The following is a 15629-nucleotide window of genomic DNA, read 5'->3' as shown; positions in this document are numbered from 1 at the left end:
CGGGCCCTAGCGGATCTGGTCCGGGGTGACCGTCACCCACCGCTTGTCGGCGGTCACCTTCTGGCCCAGCTCCTTCTGCCGCTTCACCCCGTCCGCCTTCATCCCGTCCAGCTCCTTCATGTAGCTGTCCTTGCGGTTGACCCACACCCGCACTCCGCCGTGCGCCACGTCCACCGAACGGAACAGCATCGGACCGTCGCTCTTGGGCGTGTCCCCGGCGGCGAGAATCGGCTTCTTCCAGGCGTCGATGTACGTACTGATGGCGGCGGGCTTGCCCTCGTACCAGGTCGCGGGCGCCCACAGCGACGGCGTCAGCTCCCGGTTCTCCAGGGCCTTCTGGTCGAAGGTCCCGGCGGCGATCTCCTTGCGCGAGCTCGTCACGTCACCCGTCCTGCGGTCCTTCAGGAGGGCTGCGACCCCGAGGACGTTCTCCGGCTTCACGTCGTAGCCGTACTTCGGATCGGCCAGCACCATCCGTACGAGGTCCTCGCTCGCGGCGCTCACTACGTACACCTCGATGCCGTGCGAGCGCAGCGCGTGGTACAGCTCGCGCATCCCCTCCGAGAACTCCGGCGGCTTCGCCCCGCCCGGCAGCGGCTTGTCGTACGCGAGCAGCTCGTCGATCCAGCCCTTGAGCTGCTTCAGCGTGAACCCGGAGAAGATCTGCGCGGCCCACGGATAGCAGACCTGGTCGTCGACCTCGCACAGCCGGTTGTAGTACTCGGTCAGCGTCTCCTTGTGGTCCGCCGTGTCCTTGAAGGGGATCACCTTCAGCGACGGGTCCATCGTGTCCCGCGTCAGGACGCCCTTCTGCTCCAGGAACGGCAGCAGCGACTCCTCCAGGTCGTTGCGGTACGTCGTGTTGTCCGCGTCGAACGTCGCGTACGCGCCCTTCTCGCCCTCGTGCGCCGCCACGACCCGGGCGAGCTGCTTCGCCTGCGCCTTCGGCCAGTGCTTCAGCTGGGCGGCGACGGTCCGCGCCGTCGCGTCCCGCCCTGTGGCGGCCGTCGCCTCGGTGTCCGGCCACAGCACGGTGGCGGCGAGCGTCGCGGTGAGGGCGGCGCCCACGGCACCGGCGATGAGGGGCTTCTTGCGCAGGGGGTTCTTTCTGACTTCGGTCACGGCGCGCCACCTTAGAGCCACAGCGCCCTGATTCCCATGATCGAGGTCACCGACCGTGACCGGCATGCGACCGCCGGGCGCGGGTAGATGTCCGGCTCGCATACTGGAGTCATGAGCAACGGCTCCCAGGAGTTCGTGCGCGTGACGCCACGGCCCGGCGGCCCGATCGTCTCCGCGGTCGGCTATCGCACGCGGGGCCTGCCTCCCGCGCTCCACCGCGGCCTGCCGTCCCCGTACCTCACGGTGATCTTCACCCTCGACGAGCCGGTCGTCGGCGGTCACACCCCCGAGGAGGCCCTGGGCCCCGACGCGGTCCGCACGGACATCGTCGTGGGCGGCCTGCACCAGCGCCCCGAGTTCATCGCGCAGTCCGGCTCCGAGGCCGGCATCCAGCTCGCGGTGCACCCCCTCGCGGCCCGCGCGCTGCTCGGGGCGCCGGCGGCCGACCTCGCGGGCCCCGTGGCGGTCGAGGGCACGGACGTGCTCGGCCGGACGGCGGCCCTCGTACGGGAGGAGCTGGCCGAACTCGACGACTGGCGGGCCCGGTTCGAGCTCGTCTCCGGCTATGTGGCGCGCCGGACGGCCGGGGACCCGCTGGCCGGGGTGCGCCCCGAGGTCGCCGAGGCGTGGACCTGGCTCGCCCGGCACCGTGGCGCGGGCACCCTGCGCGGGCTCGCCGCCCACATGGCCCTCAGCGAACGCCGCCTCACCACGCTGTTCCGCGCCGAGACGGGCCTCGGCCCGAAACAGGCCGCCCGCCTGATGCGCTTCCAGCACGCGAAGGCCGCCGTCGTCCGCGCCGTGGCCGCGGGCGCCCCGCCGGACCTGTCCCGCGTCGCCGCCGAGCACGGCTACTGCGACCACTCGCACCTGGTCCGCGACTTCCGCCAGTACACGGGCCTGAGCCCGACCGGCTGGCTCGCAGAGGAGTGCCGAAACATCCAAGCCGGGGGACACCGGAACGGCGAAGACTCGGACCCATGAACACCACACAGAGCACCCAGCAGAGCACCCCGCGGACCCCGCGCGAGCCCGCCGTCTGGCCCACTCTCCAGGCGAACGACGCGCCCGCGCTCATCGACTTCCTCGTCGACACCGTCGGCTTCCTGCGCACCGCCGTCTACGAGGACGGCGACCGCGTCGCCCACGCCCAGCTCGACTGGCCCGAGGGCGGCGGGATCATGCTCGGCTCCCACAAGCCGGACGCCGAGCCGGGCACCTGGTGCGTGAAGCCGGGCAGCTTCGGCGGGTACGTCGTGACCGCCCGGGTCGACGAGCTGTACGCCCGCCTCGTCGACGCGGGCGTCAAGATCCTCCGCGAGATCGAGGACCAGCCGTACGGCAGCCGGGAGTTCGCGATCACCGACCCCGAGGGCAACCTGTGGTCCTTCGGCACGTACGCCGGCGAGCCGCGGCCCCGATAAGGGGCGCGGGTCTGTGTCGATGTGCGGCTCCGCCGCGTGGGCGCAAACCCACAGCGGAACCGGCGGCCGCCGACGAAACGGCACCCCCGCCGCACGAGGCGGGACCTACTCGACCACGCGGAGCAAAAGCACCGTCCGCGCGGCGACGGTGACCGTGGCGCCGGCCTCGTGCAGCACGGCCGGCGCCGCGCCCTGCTCCTCCTCGCCGGTGTCCACCACCACCTCGTACGAGCGGGCCCAGGGCTCGCCCGGCAGCACGAAGGACTCGGCCCGGTCGCCCGCGTGCAGCACCGCGAGGAAGCTGTCGTCGCGCACCGGCTCGCCGCGCGCGTCCCGGCCGGGGATGTCGCGCCCCGACAGATACATGCCGATCGTGGCGGCGGGCGCGTACCAGTCGCCCTCCGTCATCTCGGTGCCCCGCGAGGTGAACCACGCCAGGTCCCGCAGGCCGTCCGCCGAGTGCGCGCGCCCCGAGAAGAACGCGCGGCGCCGCAGCACGGGGTGCGCGTGCCGCAGCGCGACGAGCCGTGCGGCGAGCGCGAACAGCTCCCGGCAGCCGGGGTCGTCGAGCAGCCCCCAGTCGACCCAGCTGATCTCGTTGTCCTGGCAGTACGCGTTGTTGTTGCCGCGCTGCGTGCGCCCGAACTCGTCGCCCGCCACCAGCATCGGCACCCCGGTCGACAGCAGCAGCGTCGTCAGCAGGTTCCGCAACTGCCGCCTGCGCAGGGCCCGCACGTCCTCGTCGTCGGTCTCGCCCTCGACGCCGCAGTTCCAGGACCGGTTGTCGTGCGTGCCGTCCCGGTTGCCCTCGCCGTTGGCCTCGTTGTGCTTCCTCTCGTACGACACGAGGTCGCGCAGCGTGAAGCCGTCGTGCGCGGTGATGAAGTTGACCGAGGCGTACGGGCGGCGCCCGCCCCACGCGTACAGGTCGCTCGAACCCGAGAGGCGGTACCCGAGGTCCCGTACGTCCGGCAGCGCGCCGCGCCAGAAGTCCCGCACGGCGTCGCGGTAGCGGTCGTTCCACTCGGTCCACAGGGGCGGGAAGGAGCCGACCTGATAGCCGCCCGAGCCCACGTCCCACGGCTCGGCGATCAGTTTCACGCGGCGCAGGACCGGGTCCTGCGCGATGACGGCGAGGAACGGGGAGAGCATGTCGACGTCGTGCATGGAGCGGGCGAGCGCCGCCGCGAGATCGAAGCGGAAGCCGTCGACGCCCATCTCCGTGACCCAGTACCGCAGCGAGTCCGTGATCAGCCTGAGCACCTGCGGCTGCACGACGTGCAGGGTGTTGCCGCAGCCCGTGTAGTCGGCGTAGCGCCGTGCGTCGTCCTGGAGGCGGTAGTAGCCGCGATTGTCGATGCCCTTCAGGGACAGCATCGGGCCCAGCTCGCCGGCCTCCGCCGTGTGGTTGTAGACGACGTCGAGGATGACCTCGATGCCCGCGTCGTGCAGCGCCCGCACCATCCGCTTGAACTCGCCGACCTGCTGCCCGGCCGTCCCGGTCGCCGCGTAGCCCGCGTGCGGAGCGAAGTAGCCGATGGAGTTGTAGCCCCAGTAGTTGCGCAGGCCCCGGCGCAGCAGATGGTCCTCGTGGGCGAACTGGTGCACGGGCAGCAGCTCCACCGCCGTCACGCCCAGCTTCACCAGGTGCTCGATCGCCGCGGGGTGCGCGAGCCCCGCGTACGTGCCCCTCAACTCCTCGGGAATTCCCGGGTGTTGGCGCGTGAAGCCGCGCACGTGCAGCTCGTAGATCACCGAGTCCGCCCACGGCGTCTTCGGCCGCCGGTCGTCCACCCACTCGTCGCCGGACGCGTCGTCGTGCACGACCACGCCCTTGGGGACGTACGGCGCCGAGTCCCGGTCGTCGCGCACCGTGTCCGCGACATGCTGCTCGGGCCAGTCCCGGACGTGCCCGTACACCTCGGGTGGCAGTCCGAACTCGCCGTCCACGGCCCGCGCGTACGGGTCGAGCAGCAGCTTCGCCGGGTTCCAGCGGGCGCCGGTCCACGGGTCCCAGCGGCCGTGCACCCGGAACCCGTAGCGCTGCCCCGGCGGCACGCCCGGCACGAAGCCGTGCCAGATCTCGTGCGTCAACTCCGTGAGCGGGGCCCGGCGTTCGCGGCCCTCCTCGTCGAAGAGGCACAGCTCGACGGATTCGGCGCCGCCCGCCCACAGCGCGAAGTTGGTGCCCGCGACGCCGTCAGGACCGACCCGGTAACGGGCGCCGAGCGGCACGGGCGTGCCCGGCCACACCGGCTCCAGTGGGGACACCCGCTCCCGCTCGCGGCCGGGGAACGGGGCCGGCAGCGCTCTGCCGTTGCCCGCGCGCGGCGCGCTCTGAACTGCCTCCTGCTCGGGTGCGCTCGACACCTGACGGCCTCCCGCGGCTCCACGGATCCTGGGCGGCGGGGCGTGCGGCGTCCCGGCCGCGCTCGCCCTGCTTCCTCCCACTGTTCTGCCCAGAGCTTCGCTCGCACTCACGTTTCCCCAGCGGGGTGCACGTCGTTGCCCTTGGCGTGAACAGAGCATTGAGGCGTGCGCGGCACGCAGGGGCGACATTGGGCGCCGTACTGACCTGGGCGGGACTGATGGGTGCGCTCGCCGGATGCGGCGGCGGGGACACGGTGTTCGGCAAGCCGCGATCCGCGAAGGAGCTGATCCGGGTCACGCCCGACAACGGCGCGAAGGGGGTGCGGGCGCGGGGGCGACTCCACGTCACGGTCCCCGAGGGCCGGTTGGAGTCGGTCAAGGTCGTCAAGGTCCAGGACGCCGAGGAGCGGGCCGTGCCCGGCCGCCTGGAGCGGGACGCGATGCGCTGGCGCCCCACGGGCTCGGGCCGCCTCGCGCTCGCCGCGCAGTACAAGGTCGACGCGGTCGCCGTGGACGGCCACGGCCGCCGGGTGGCCCGGCACACCACGTTCCGGACGTACGTCCCCGACAGGCGCTTCATCGGCTACGTCACGCCCGAGCACCGGGCCCGGGTCGGCACCGGAATGATCGTGAAGGTCGCGTTCAACCGGGAGATCGAGAACCGGGACGCGGTGCGGCGCGCGATCAGGGTCACCGCCGAGCCCGGCGTGGAGATCGCCCCGCACTGGTTCGGCAGGAGCCGCCTCGACTTCCGGCCCGAGCACTACTGGAAGCCCGGCACCAAGGTCACCGTCGACCTGCGGCTGCGCGACGTACAGGCGGCGCCCGGCGTCTACGGGCTCCAGCGCAAGGCGTTCACGTTCACGGTCGGCCGCAGCCAGGTCAGCGTGGTGGACGCGGCGGCGCACACCATGAAGGTGCGCAGGGGCGGCAAGGTGGTGGACACCGTGCCGATCACCGCGGGCGCGCCGGGCTCGACGACGTACAACGGGAAGATGGTCGTCAGCGAGAAGCTCGACGTCACCCGCATGGACAGCCGCACCGTCGGCTTCGGCGGCGAGTACGACATCCCGGACGTGCCGCACGCCATCCGGCTCACCGACTCCGGCACCTTCCTGCACGGCAACTACTGGTCGGGCGGCGTCTTCGGCCGCAGCAACGTCAGCCACGGCTGCGTAGGACTGCGCGACGTGAAGGGCGGCGGCTCGGGCACCCCCGCGGGCCGGTTCTTCGACCGCAGCCTGATCGGCGACGTGGTGGAGGTCAGGAACAGCGCGGACAAGAAGGTGGCCCCGGACAACGGGATGGGTGGCTGGAACATGGACTGGGCGCGCTGGAAGGCCGGGGGAGCGCTTACGCGATAGCCGAAAGTCGGGCATCCTCCCCGCTGTTGGGACGAAACGGTGACATCCCTGGGGATCCGTTTCCCCAGGTCGTGTGGTTATCTTTCGCAGTGCGCGCGTGCAGGCGCGGTAGTGCGGGCCTTGGGGCAAGGCCGTGCGAGGGGAGAAAGATCTTGAACGGGCGACGACCGATATCCGCGGCTCTGCTGGGGGCGGCACTCTTCCTTGTCACCGCGTGCGGGGGCGGCGGTGGTTCCGGCGACGGCAAGGGGACATCCGGCAAGGCGGCCGAGGCGAAGAAGGAGTCGCAGGCCGTGGTGAAGGTGGCCCCCAAGAACGGCGCCGACGGTGTCGCGACCAGCGGGGCCCTGGAGGTCACCGCGGACAAGGGGAAGCTGACCGAGGTGAAGGTCGCCGACACCAAGGGCAACGAGGTGCAGGGCGAGATCGCCGACGGCGGCAGGAGCTGGGCTCCGGCGCGGCACCTCGCCGCGTCGACCGAGTACAAGGTGCACGCGGTCGCCAAGGACAAGGAGGGCCGCGAGTCGGCCAAGGACTCCACGTTCACCACGCTCACCCCGAAGAACACCTTCATCGGCACGTTCACTCCGGAGGACGGCTCGAAGGTCGGCGTCGGCATGCCGTTCTCGATCCGCTTCTCGCGCGGCATCACGCACCCCGAGGACGTCGAGAAGGCGATCTCGGTCAAGGCCGAGCCCTCCGTGCCGGTCGAGGGCCACTGGTTCGGCAACGACCGCATCGACTTCCGCCCGGAGAAGTACTGGGCGAAGGGCACCGAGGTCACCGTCAAGATGAACCTCGACGGCGTCGAGGGCCGCCCCGGCGTCTACGGCAAGCAGGTCAGGACGGTGAAGTTCACCGTCGGCCGCAGCCAGATCTCCACCGTCGACGCCAAGACGCACATGATGACGGTCAAGCGCGACGGCAAGACGCTCAAGAAGATCCCGATCACCACGGGCAAGCCGGGCTACGAGACGTGGAACGGCACGATGGTGATCAGCGAGCGGCTGCGCGTGACCCGCATGAACGGCGAGACGGTCGGCTACGGCGGCGAGTACGACATCAAGGACGTTCCGCACGCCCAGCGCCTGACCGACTCCGGCACGTTCATCCACGGCAACTACTGGGGCGGCGGCACCTTCGGCAACGTCAACTCCAGCCACGGCTGCATCGGTCTGCGCGACGTCCGCGGCGGCTACGACAAGAAGGCCCCGGCGGCCTGGTTCTTCGACCAGTCGATGACGGGCGACGTGGTGGTGGTCAAGAACACCCACGACAAGAAGGTGGACGCGGGCAACGGCCTGAGCGGCTGGAACATGTCGTGGGCGGACTGGAAGAAGTAGACACCGCGGGCTACGGCGGCGGGTGAGCATATTGAGCCCCGCCGCCGGTGGGCCGCAACCACCGGCTGGGTACGCTGCGCCGCATGACCGTTCACCTTGAAGTAGCCGACGGCGTCGGGACCATCCGTCTGGACCGCCCCCCGATGAACGCCCTGGACATCGCCGTCCAGGACCGCATCAAGGAACTCGCCGAGGAGGCCACGGCCCGGGACGACATCCGGGCCGTGGTGGTCCGCGGCAGCGAGAAGGTGTTCGCGGCCGGCGCGGACATCAAGGAGATGCGCGAGATGGACCACGCGGCCATGGTCGCGCGCTCCCGCGGGTTGCAGGACTCGTTCACCGCGGTCGCCCGCATCCCGAAGCCGGTCGTCGCAGCCGTCACCGGCTACGCGCTCGGTGGCGGCTGCGAGCTGGCGCTCTGCGCCGACTTCCGGATCGCCGCCGACAACGCCAAGCTCGGGCAGCCGGAGATCCTGCTCGGCCTGATCCCCGGCGCGGGCGGCACCCAGCGTCTCTCCCGGCTCGTCGGCCCCTCCAAGGCCAAGGACCTGATCTTCACGGGCCGCCAGGTGCGGGCCGACGAGGCGCTCACGCTCGGGCTCGTCGACCGGGTGGTCCCGGCCGCCGAGGTCTTCGAGGCCGCGAACGCCTGGGCCGGGCAGCTCGCCAAGGGGCCCGCGATCGCGCTGCGGGCGGCGAAGGAGTCGATCGACACGGGTCTGGAGACGGACCTCGACACCGGCCTCGCGATCGAACGCAACTGGTTCGCAGGTCTGTTCGCCACCGAGGACCGGGAGACCGGTATGCGCAGCTTCGTGGAAGAGGGCCCGGGGAAGGCGAAGTTCGCCTGAGGGGTGTTCCCGACGCCGCCGGACGGCCCGTCAAATGCCGTGCGGGCAAGCCGAGTTGATCAGTTCGCTCGTTCGGGGAGCATTATCCGGACCTTAAGCGAACCTTAAGCGCGTTCGGCGGCAAACGATCAACGGTTGCGCGCCCCCGGAGCGTTTCCGCAGGTCGTCCCGGGTGTCGATGCCCTTGTACTGCCAAAGGCATATGCCCAGACAGCCCTCCGGAACGAAGCGTTCCGGGGGGCTTATTCCGTCGGAACGGCCCCACGGGGCGCTCCCTGGCCCCATCATGGAGACATGGCGGGGCTTGAGGGTGTGGAACAACCGCGGCGGCATGCGAGTGCCACCGCGGCGCGCTGGTCTCCCGCGGTCGAGGACGAACACGCCCTGAGGGCACTGGAGTTGTTCGGAAACCCGGCCGAGGCGGAGGTGTCGCTGCCGTCGCGCCCCGAATCGGCCGCGACCGCGCGGCGGCTCGCGCAGGTCGTCGTCCTGCGCCACTGGGGCCTCTCCCCGAAAATGACCGAGGACGGCGTCCTGCTCGTCTCCGAACTCGTCGGCAACGCGGTGCGGCACACCGGTGCCCGCCACTTCGGCCTGCGCATGCTGCGCCGCCGCGGCTGGATCCGCATCGAGGTGCGCGACCCGTCCCGCGGACTGCCGTGCCTGATGCCCGTGCACGAGATGGACATCTCAGGACGCGGCCTCTTCCTCGTCGACAAGCTCTCCGACCGCTGGGGCGTCGACCTGCTGCCGCGCGGCAAGACGACCTGGTTCGAGATGCGTGTCGCGGACCGCTGACCCCTGTGCATCTGCATATGTAGCCGTTCGCATGCGTCAGAGAGCGTCGCGAGCGGCGGGGGCTCCTCCATGGCGCCGACGGCTTGGCCCCGGTCAATGGGAGGGCGCGCGGCCGATCATGACGTACGCCCATGAGTCTGGCCAAGTGGGTGGAGATCGCAGGGTGTTCAGCAGTCGATGGATTGGCTTGGGGGGTGGGGGCCTTCCTGGGCTACGCGGGGGTAATGGGTCGGGGGCATACGGGCGTGTGTAACTCGTACGGGGGTGCGGTCGTTGATGTGATGGTCGGTCCGATCGCGCGGAACGTGTTCGGGAGTGGGGGTGGGGCGGGTGCGACGCAAGGTTGCGGTGGGTGCGGGGGAGGTGCAGCAGGTCGCGGTGGCCTGCGCCCGGGTGTTACGGGGCGTGGACCTGACGACCGGCGAAGCCTTGGGCGAGGCGGGAGTGGTGGAGCGGGCCGGCTGGCTCGCCACGCTGGTCGGCGAGATGGCCGAAGGGTTGGTCCGCACACACTGGACGCAGGCCGATCTGGCTCAACTGGCTTCCGGCGTCGACCGGTTCGGGGCAGCGTTGCCGTCGCAGGCGTGGATGGCGTTGCGCCGCCTGGGCTGGGGGCCGGTGGTGCCGGAGGGCGTGTATGTGTCCGATCGGGTGGCGCGGATGGCGCAGGAACAGGCGGGCCGGGTCTTGAGATCGGCCTGGTGGCGTGCCCAGCTTGCCGATGCGGTGCTGGCGACCTGGCCCGCCGATCCCGACCGCCGCACGACGCAGGAGTGGGAAGCGCTGAGGGCCGCGCTGCCCGATGACAGCGGTGCGGTGGCATCCAGTGTGCTGAAAGCTCGCACCCGGCAGATCGCCGCCCACAGGGCCCGGCATCACTCGCTTCCGGCGGGGCTGACCGAGTGCGAGGACGTCCCGCGGGTAGGTGGGCAGGTGCTGCTGGCCGCCGTCGACCGGCGGATGGCCGTTCTGGAGCGCTGCGATCAGGATCCGGTCCGCTACGCGGTGCTGACTGTGCGGCTGCCGGTGCGGTCCGACCCTACTACCCGGACGGACTGGCATTCGGTGCGTCTGCGTTTCCGCCTGCCCCCACACGTCCCCGCGACCTCGGTACTGTGCCCGCCCACCCTGCGGATCCGCCAGGGCCGCCTGCTGCTGGACGTGCCCTACGCGCACCCGGTGCCCAAGACTGAAAAGTCGGGGCATCGGGTGGCCGTGGCCTTCGACTGGGGGCTGAACACCCTGCTCACCGGCGGCCACCTGCATCTCTCTGACGAGGCCCAGCCCCGCGTGGTCACCGAGGGGCGGCCGCTGTTCTTCCGCGCGGACGGGGTGCTGGCCAAGACCGACCGGCTGCGCGTCCAGGGCGAGCACCTGCATGCCCGCATCAGTGCGCTCGATACTCTGACCGCCGCCCGCACCGCACACGTCCTGCCCCAGGATCCGTGGGTGCGCGGCAAGCTTTCAGTCCTGGAGGTGGAGCGGGAACGGGTCGGCCGCAAGCGGTCTCGTCTCAACGCGCATCTGGCGCGGGCCGCGGCCCGGTTCATGGTCGACCACGCGCGGGCGGCCGGGGCGAGCGTTATCTACCTGGAGGATCTGCGGGACATGGAGGCCCGCGGCAGAGGCCGCACGCTGAACACCCGGCTGTCCCAGACGGTGCGCGGCGCGATCGTCACCCACGCCCGGCATCAGGCCGCCGTGCACGGCATCGCTGTGGTGATCGTCCCGCCGCGCGGCACGTCGAAGTACTGCCCGCGCTGCCTCACCGCCTTCCGCCACCACCGCGCCCCGGATGACCCCCGACCCGGGTGGGCGTGGGCGAGCTGCCCGAACAGTGCCTGCGGGTACAGCACCGGTCGGGATCAGGCTGCCTGGCAACGGATCGGTGCCCGCGGGCTGACCCACCAGCACACCACCCGCTCCGATCGCACCAGCGGCACCTATGTGATCCGCGGCGTCATCGAGGCCCTGGACCGCGCCAGTGCGGTCCACCCGCAAGCTCCGGATCGCACCAAGAGCGGTCCGACAACCAGACGCCCTGTGCCCGGGAAGCGGCGCAGGGTCCCCGCCCCACCCGATACCCCCACCCCCGCCCCGGCGGGGACGACGGGTCCGGGTGGCAAGCGTCCGGCGGGGCGGCTCCCCACGCACCCGACACGCCGCAGCCAGCGGCGGCCACGGCAGCAGGGCCCGACCACGATTGGCACTCCTCCCCGGCCACTCCGGCCGGACGGGACACGACTCGGGGCAGGCTTCCATCGCCATGCCCACACCACACCCACCCGAAGACCGAGGCGGCCGTGGCGGAGTCACCCTCCCGGATCATCCCGAACACTCGGGGTGACTCAGGAAACCCAAGCCAATCAGAGACGCTTGAGTCTCCACCCACTGGAAGGCCCAGACTCCTCGACATGATCGACGACGGCCCGCAGCTGCTCACGATCGGACAACTGGCGCGCCGCACCGGCCTCACGGTGCGCACCATCCGGTTCTGGTCCGACGAGGGCGTCCTGCACCCCGTGACCCGCAGCGAGGGCGGCTACCGGCTCTACGACGCCGAGTCCGTGGCCCGCCTGGAGCTGATCCACACCCTGCGCGAGCTGGGCCTCGGCCTGGACGCCGTACGGAAGATCCTCTCCGGGGAACGGGACATCGCGTCCGTCGCCGCCGCGCACGTGGCGGCGCTCGACGCGCAGATCCAGGTGCTGCGGCTCAACCGGGCCGTGCTGTCGACCGTCGCGAAACGGAATTCGAGCGCCGAGGAGATGGCCCTGATGAACAAGATGGCACGGCAGTCCACCGCCGAGCGCAAGCGGATCATGGACGAGTTCGCCGAGGAGATGCTGCACGGCCTGGACACCGTCGACCCGGCGGTCCAGGAGCGGATGCGGGGCATGAGCGCGGGCCTGCCGGACGAGCCGACGCCCGAGCAGGTCGACGCCTGGGTGGAGCTGGCGGAACTGCTTCAGGACCCGCAGTTCAAGGCCCGCATGCGGCGGGCCACCGAGTACAACGCCGCGGACCGCAGCGCTGAGGACACGGCCGGCTCGTCCATGCGGTTCCTGAGCAAGCTGGTCGCCCTCGCGGGCGCCGCGGTACGCGACGGGATCGACCCGGAGTCCCCGGAAGCGGAGCCCGTCCTCCAGGAGCTGCTCGGCGACGCCGACCGCGCGGCCGTCCTCGACCGGCTGCTCGCCACCATGAACGACAAAGTGGCCCGCTACCGCGAACTGCTCGGCGTCCTCAAGGGCGGCACTCCCGAGCACCCGCACCGCGAGGAGTTCGCCTGGGTACTCGCCGCACTGCGTGCGAGGGTCGCCAGTTAATCTGGCCTCCGTCAACACGGTAGTGCGAAAAAACGAGGGGTGACCCGGTGGCGGACATCGAAGAAGCACGCAAGGCGTTCCAGCGGTTCGACGCGGACGGCGACGGCTTCATCACGGCGGCCGAGTACAAGAGCGCCATGGCGCAGATGGGCGACTTCAACGTCACGGACTCCGTGGCCGAGGTGCTCATCGCCGGGCAGGACGCCAACGGGGACAAGCGGCTGTCGTTCGACGAGTTCTGGGCGAACCTGAACAAGTGAGCCCAGGGCCTGTCGTCAAACTCCCGTCTGCTTCGCCGCCCTGCGGGCGACGACGGGAGTTTGACGACAGGCCCTGCCCGGTGGGGCGTGCGCCATGGTGCGCACGCCCCACCGGTGTCTCACGCCCCGGCGGCCGCCCTGTTCACGGCCGACAGCACCGCCCGTACGGAGGCGGCCAGCACGGACGTGTCCCGGCCCGCGCCCCACACCGGCACCCCGTCGACCCGGCACCGCGCGAACGCCACGGTCTCGGCCTCCCGCCCCGCCGTCAGCGCGTGCTGGCCGAAGCCCAGCACGTCCACCTCCCGGCCGGCCGCCGCCAGCGCGTCCGCGAAGGCCGCCAGCGGACCGTTGCCCTTGCCCTCCGACTCCCGTACGTCACCGTCCACTTCGAGGGCGCACGTGAAGTGGTGCACGGCGCCGTCCTGCCGCGCCGACCAGCCCTCGGCGAGCGACACGGGACCGGTGGCATCCAGATACGCCGCCCGGAACAGCTCGTACAGGTCGTCCGGCGTCGCCTCCCGGCCGCTGTCGTCGGTCGCCTCCTGCACGATCCGCGCGTACTCGGGCCGCAGCTCCCGCGGCAGATCGACGCCGTGGTGCTCCTTCAGCAGATACGCCATCCCGCCCTTCCCGGACTGCGAGTTGACGCGGATCACGGCCTCGTAGGTGCGCCCCACATCGGCCGGGTCGACCGGCAGGTACGGCACGTCCCACGGCTCGTCCGGGTGCGCGGCGCGGGAGGAACTCGAGGTGATGCAGGGGAAGTTGCGGAATTAGGGCCCCGTCGGCGCGGCACCTGTACCCCGGTCGGCCCGTCGACGGGCGGCGGACGGAGTGGCAGCCTCGGCCGGTACAGCATGTTCGACCGCACGGGGGTGCGCGATGAGGTCACCGGGATGGATATCGGGAAGGCACGGGCCTGCGCTGGCGCTGATGCTCTGTCTGACGTTGGCGGGTGCGGGCTGCGGCAAGGGCGGCCCTGACGCCTCCGGCGATCCGGACGGCGGCCAGGGGCAGCCGACGTCGACGGAGCGGCTCACCTCCGGCGGGACGGAGGGGGACGACGCGGACGGGGGCGCTGTCGGGGGCGGCGGCTCGGGTTCCTCGGGCGGCTCAGGGGGCGGCGCGAGTTCGAGTCCGGGCTCGGGTTCAGGGGACGGCGGGAGTTCCACCGGCGGGTCCGGCGGGTCAGGCGGCAGCGGCGGCGGAGGCTCAACTGGCGGTGGCGGTAAGGACGGCGGGGGTTCCACCAGCGGCGGACCGAGCGGCGGAAAGGGTGGCGGTGGCGCCCCCGGAGGTCCCGGCGGCGGAGGCAACAGCGGTGGCGGAACCGGTGGAGGCGGAGGCGGCGGTGGTGGTGGCGCGCCGGGGACGCCGATGCACGTACCGGACATCGTCCTGGAGGGCCGGCCGATCAACGACGAGGGCGTCGAAGGCGACGAGAGCGTGTGGCCCACGATCCGGCAGCAGTTCATCGACGAGTGCGGCGGAAAGCTCTGCGTCACGCTTGCCCGACAGTACGAAACGTTGCCCGGCGTCAGCGAGTGCGGGTACGCCAACAAGACGTTCCCCAAGGAACTGGACGAGATGAAGGCCGGCCAGACGGTCGTCGTCTACGGCGGCGCCCCCTGCCCGCCGAAACAGGAGCCACCGCCCGAGGACTCGACGTCCCCCGCTGGTTCGGCCTCCTCCTCCCGGTCGCAACCCGCGCCATGACGGGGACCCCCGACCCGGAGCCGCCCACTTTGCCGGACGGCGCGTCGCAGGCGGCCGGCATGCGCCGCGTGGGCGCACTGTTCGGGGCGGTCGTCGCACCGACCACCTTTGTCACCGCGCTGCTCTACTACTTCGGGTGGCACCACGCGTTCTGGTTCTTCGACTACTTCGGCGTGAACTCGACGCTGCTCGGCTTCAGCACCTTCGACTACCTCATGCGCAGCCTGGACGGCCTGTTCGTGCCGATGATCGTGACCGCGGGCATCGGACTGCTCGCGTTCTGGGGCCACGACATGCTCCGCGCCCGGCTCGCGGCGGGCCACCGTCCCGCGCTGCTTCGGCGTGCGGTGCCGGTCCTGGCAGGCATCGGCTTCCTGCTCGCGCTCGTCGGCTTCTGGAGCGTGTTCGCCCGGACGTTCCTCACGCCGTATCTTGGCCTGCCCCCGATCAGTCTGGTCGCGGGCGTGATCCTGCTGTCGTACGCCGTGCACCTGCGCCGCGCACTCGGCCCGCGGCCGCGGCCCCACCAGGACCCGGGCCCGGACCCGTCGCCGGACTCTCAGGGAGACCAGGGAGACCAGGGAGACCAGGGAGACCCGCCCTCGCCCACCCCAACGCCCCTCCGGTCGACCCCACTTCGCGCCGAATGGGCGACTGTCGCCGAATGGGGCGCCCTCTTCGTCATCCTCGGCCTGGGCCTGATGTGGGCGGCCAATGACTACGCCGCGTCCGTCGGTCACGGCCGCGCCGTCAGCTTCGCGGCGAGCCTCGACTCCCTGCCGTCCACCGCCCTCTACAGCGAGCGCGACCTCGCCCTCCACGAACCCGGAGTGCGCCAACTCCACTGCGAGGTGGGCAAGTCGGGCTACGCCTACCGCTACGAGGGCCTCGTCCTGGTCCTCCAGTCCGCGGGCCAGTACGTACTCGTCCCCAGGAAGTGGACCCCGGCCACGGGAGTCGCCCTCGTCCTGCCGCGCAACGACTCCGTCCGCCTGGAGTTCGCGCCGGCCCCGGCGACGGGGGTGCTCGGGCGCACCCGTTGCTGACGG

Annotated in this window: 14 protein-coding genes; 11 read left to right on the top strand and 3 right to left on the bottom strand. The window is 71.4% G+C overall.

Annotation, left to right across the window (positions count from 1 at the left end; all coding sequences use genetic code 11):
- Positions 1-6: 6 nt before the first annotated feature.
- Complete coding sequence (locus tag ACNYS0_RS13935; protein ID WP_422473662.1) at positions 7-1122, bottom strand: HAD family hydrolase; 1116 nt, start codon at positions 1120-1122, stop codon at positions 7-9.
- Positions 1123-1233: 111 nt separating this feature from the next.
- Here ACNYS0_RS13935 and ACNYS0_RS13930 point away from each other — a divergent pair, with 111 nt between their 5' ends.
- Both ACNYS0_RS13930 and ACNYS0_RS13925 read left to right on the top strand, forming a co-directional pair.
- A complete protein-coding gene (locus ACNYS0_RS13930; protein WP_422473660.1) occupies positions 1234-2106 on the top strand; it encodes an AraC family transcriptional regulator in 873 nt (290 codons plus the stop codon).
- Positions 2103-2546 (top strand): VOC family protein, encoded by a 444-nt coding sequence (locus tag ACNYS0_RS13925; protein WP_422473658.1) that lies wholly within the window; start codon positions 2103-2105, stop codon positions 2544-2546. Before ACNYS0_RS13930 ends, ACNYS0_RS13925 begins: the two co-directional genes overlap by 4 nt.
- A gap of 105 nt (positions 2547-2651) precedes the next feature.
- Here ACNYS0_RS13925 and glgX read toward each other — a convergent pair whose 3' ends face one another.
- On the bottom strand, positions 2652-4916 hold the full coding sequence (gene glgX / locus ACNYS0_RS13920) for a glycogen debranching protein GlgX (protein WP_422473656.1): 2265 nt from the start codon (positions 4914-4916) through the stop codon (positions 2652-2654).
- Positions 4917-5062: 146 nt separating this feature from the next.
- Between glgX and ACNYS0_RS13915 the strand changes: the two genes are divergently transcribed.
- From ACNYS0_RS13915 to ACNYS0_RS13885, 7 genes are all read left to right on the top strand, one after another.
- On the top strand, positions 5063-6280 hold the full coding sequence (locus ACNYS0_RS13915) for a L,D-transpeptidase (protein ID WP_422473654.1): 1218 nt from the start codon (positions 5063-5065) through the stop codon (positions 6278-6280).
- Between the two features lie 152 nt (positions 6281-6432).
- Entirely contained in the window at positions 6433-7623 is a 1191-nt protein-coding gene (locus tag ACNYS0_RS13910; protein WP_422473652.1) for a L,D-transpeptidase, read from the top strand.
- Between the two features lie 83 nt (positions 7624-7706).
- Positions 7707-8474, top strand: coding sequence for an enoyl-CoA hydratase/isomerase family protein (locus ACNYS0_RS13905; protein ID WP_422473650.1), 768 nt, complete (start codon positions 7707-7709; stop codon positions 8472-8474).
- A gap of 294 nt (positions 8475-8768) precedes the next feature.
- Positions 8769-9272: an ATP-binding protein gene (locus ACNYS0_RS13900; protein WP_422473649.1), complete on the top strand. Its 504-nt coding sequence runs from the start codon at positions 8769-8771 to the stop codon at positions 9270-9272.
- A gap of 405 nt (positions 9273-9677) precedes the next feature.
- Positions 9678-11690 (top strand): zinc ribbon domain-containing protein, encoded by a 2013-nt coding sequence (locus ACNYS0_RS13895; RefSeq protein WP_422473647.1) that lies wholly within the window; start codon positions 9678-9680, stop codon positions 11688-11690.
- On the top strand, positions 11687-12601 hold the full coding sequence (locus ACNYS0_RS13890) for a MerR family transcriptional regulator (protein ID WP_422473645.1): 915 nt from the start codon (positions 11687-11689) through the stop codon (positions 12599-12601). Before ACNYS0_RS13895 ends, ACNYS0_RS13890 begins: the two co-directional genes overlap by 4 nt.
- Positions 12602-12648: 47 nt before the next feature.
- On the top strand, positions 12649-12861 hold the full coding sequence (locus tag ACNYS0_RS13885) for an EF-hand domain-containing protein (protein ID WP_422473643.1): 213 nt from the start codon (positions 12649-12651) through the stop codon (positions 12859-12861).
- 119 nt (positions 12862-12980) lie between these two features.
- On the opposite strand, the gene ACNYS0_RS13880 is transcribed toward ACNYS0_RS13885, so the two are convergent.
- Positions 12981-13619, bottom strand: a complete 639-nt coding sequence (locus tag ACNYS0_RS13880; RefSeq protein ID WP_422482629.1) for an alpha-isopropylmalate synthase regulatory domain-containing protein — start codon at positions 13617-13619, stop codon at positions 12981-12983.
- A gap of 622 nt (positions 13620-14241) precedes the next feature.
- Here ACNYS0_RS13880 and ACNYS0_RS13875 point away from each other — a divergent pair.
- Entirely contained in the window at positions 14242-14580 is a 339-nt protein-coding gene (locus ACNYS0_RS13875; RefSeq protein ID WP_422473641.1) for a hypothetical protein, read from the top strand.
- Entirely contained in the window at positions 14577-15626 is a 1050-nt protein-coding gene (locus tag ACNYS0_RS13870; protein ID WP_422473639.1) for a hypothetical protein, read from the top strand. The genes ACNYS0_RS13875 and ACNYS0_RS13870 overlap by 4 nt, the downstream gene beginning before the upstream one ends.
- Positions 15627-15629: the final 3 nt, after the last annotated feature.

The sequence above is a fragment of the Streptomyces anthophorae genome (genome assembly GCF_049310305.1).
Lineage (GTDB): Bacteria > Actinomycetota > Actinomycetes > Streptomycetales > Streptomycetaceae > Streptomyces.
The sequence above is the reverse complement of the archived record's forward strand: the minus strand, read 5'-3'. Positions and strand labels throughout refer to the sequence as shown.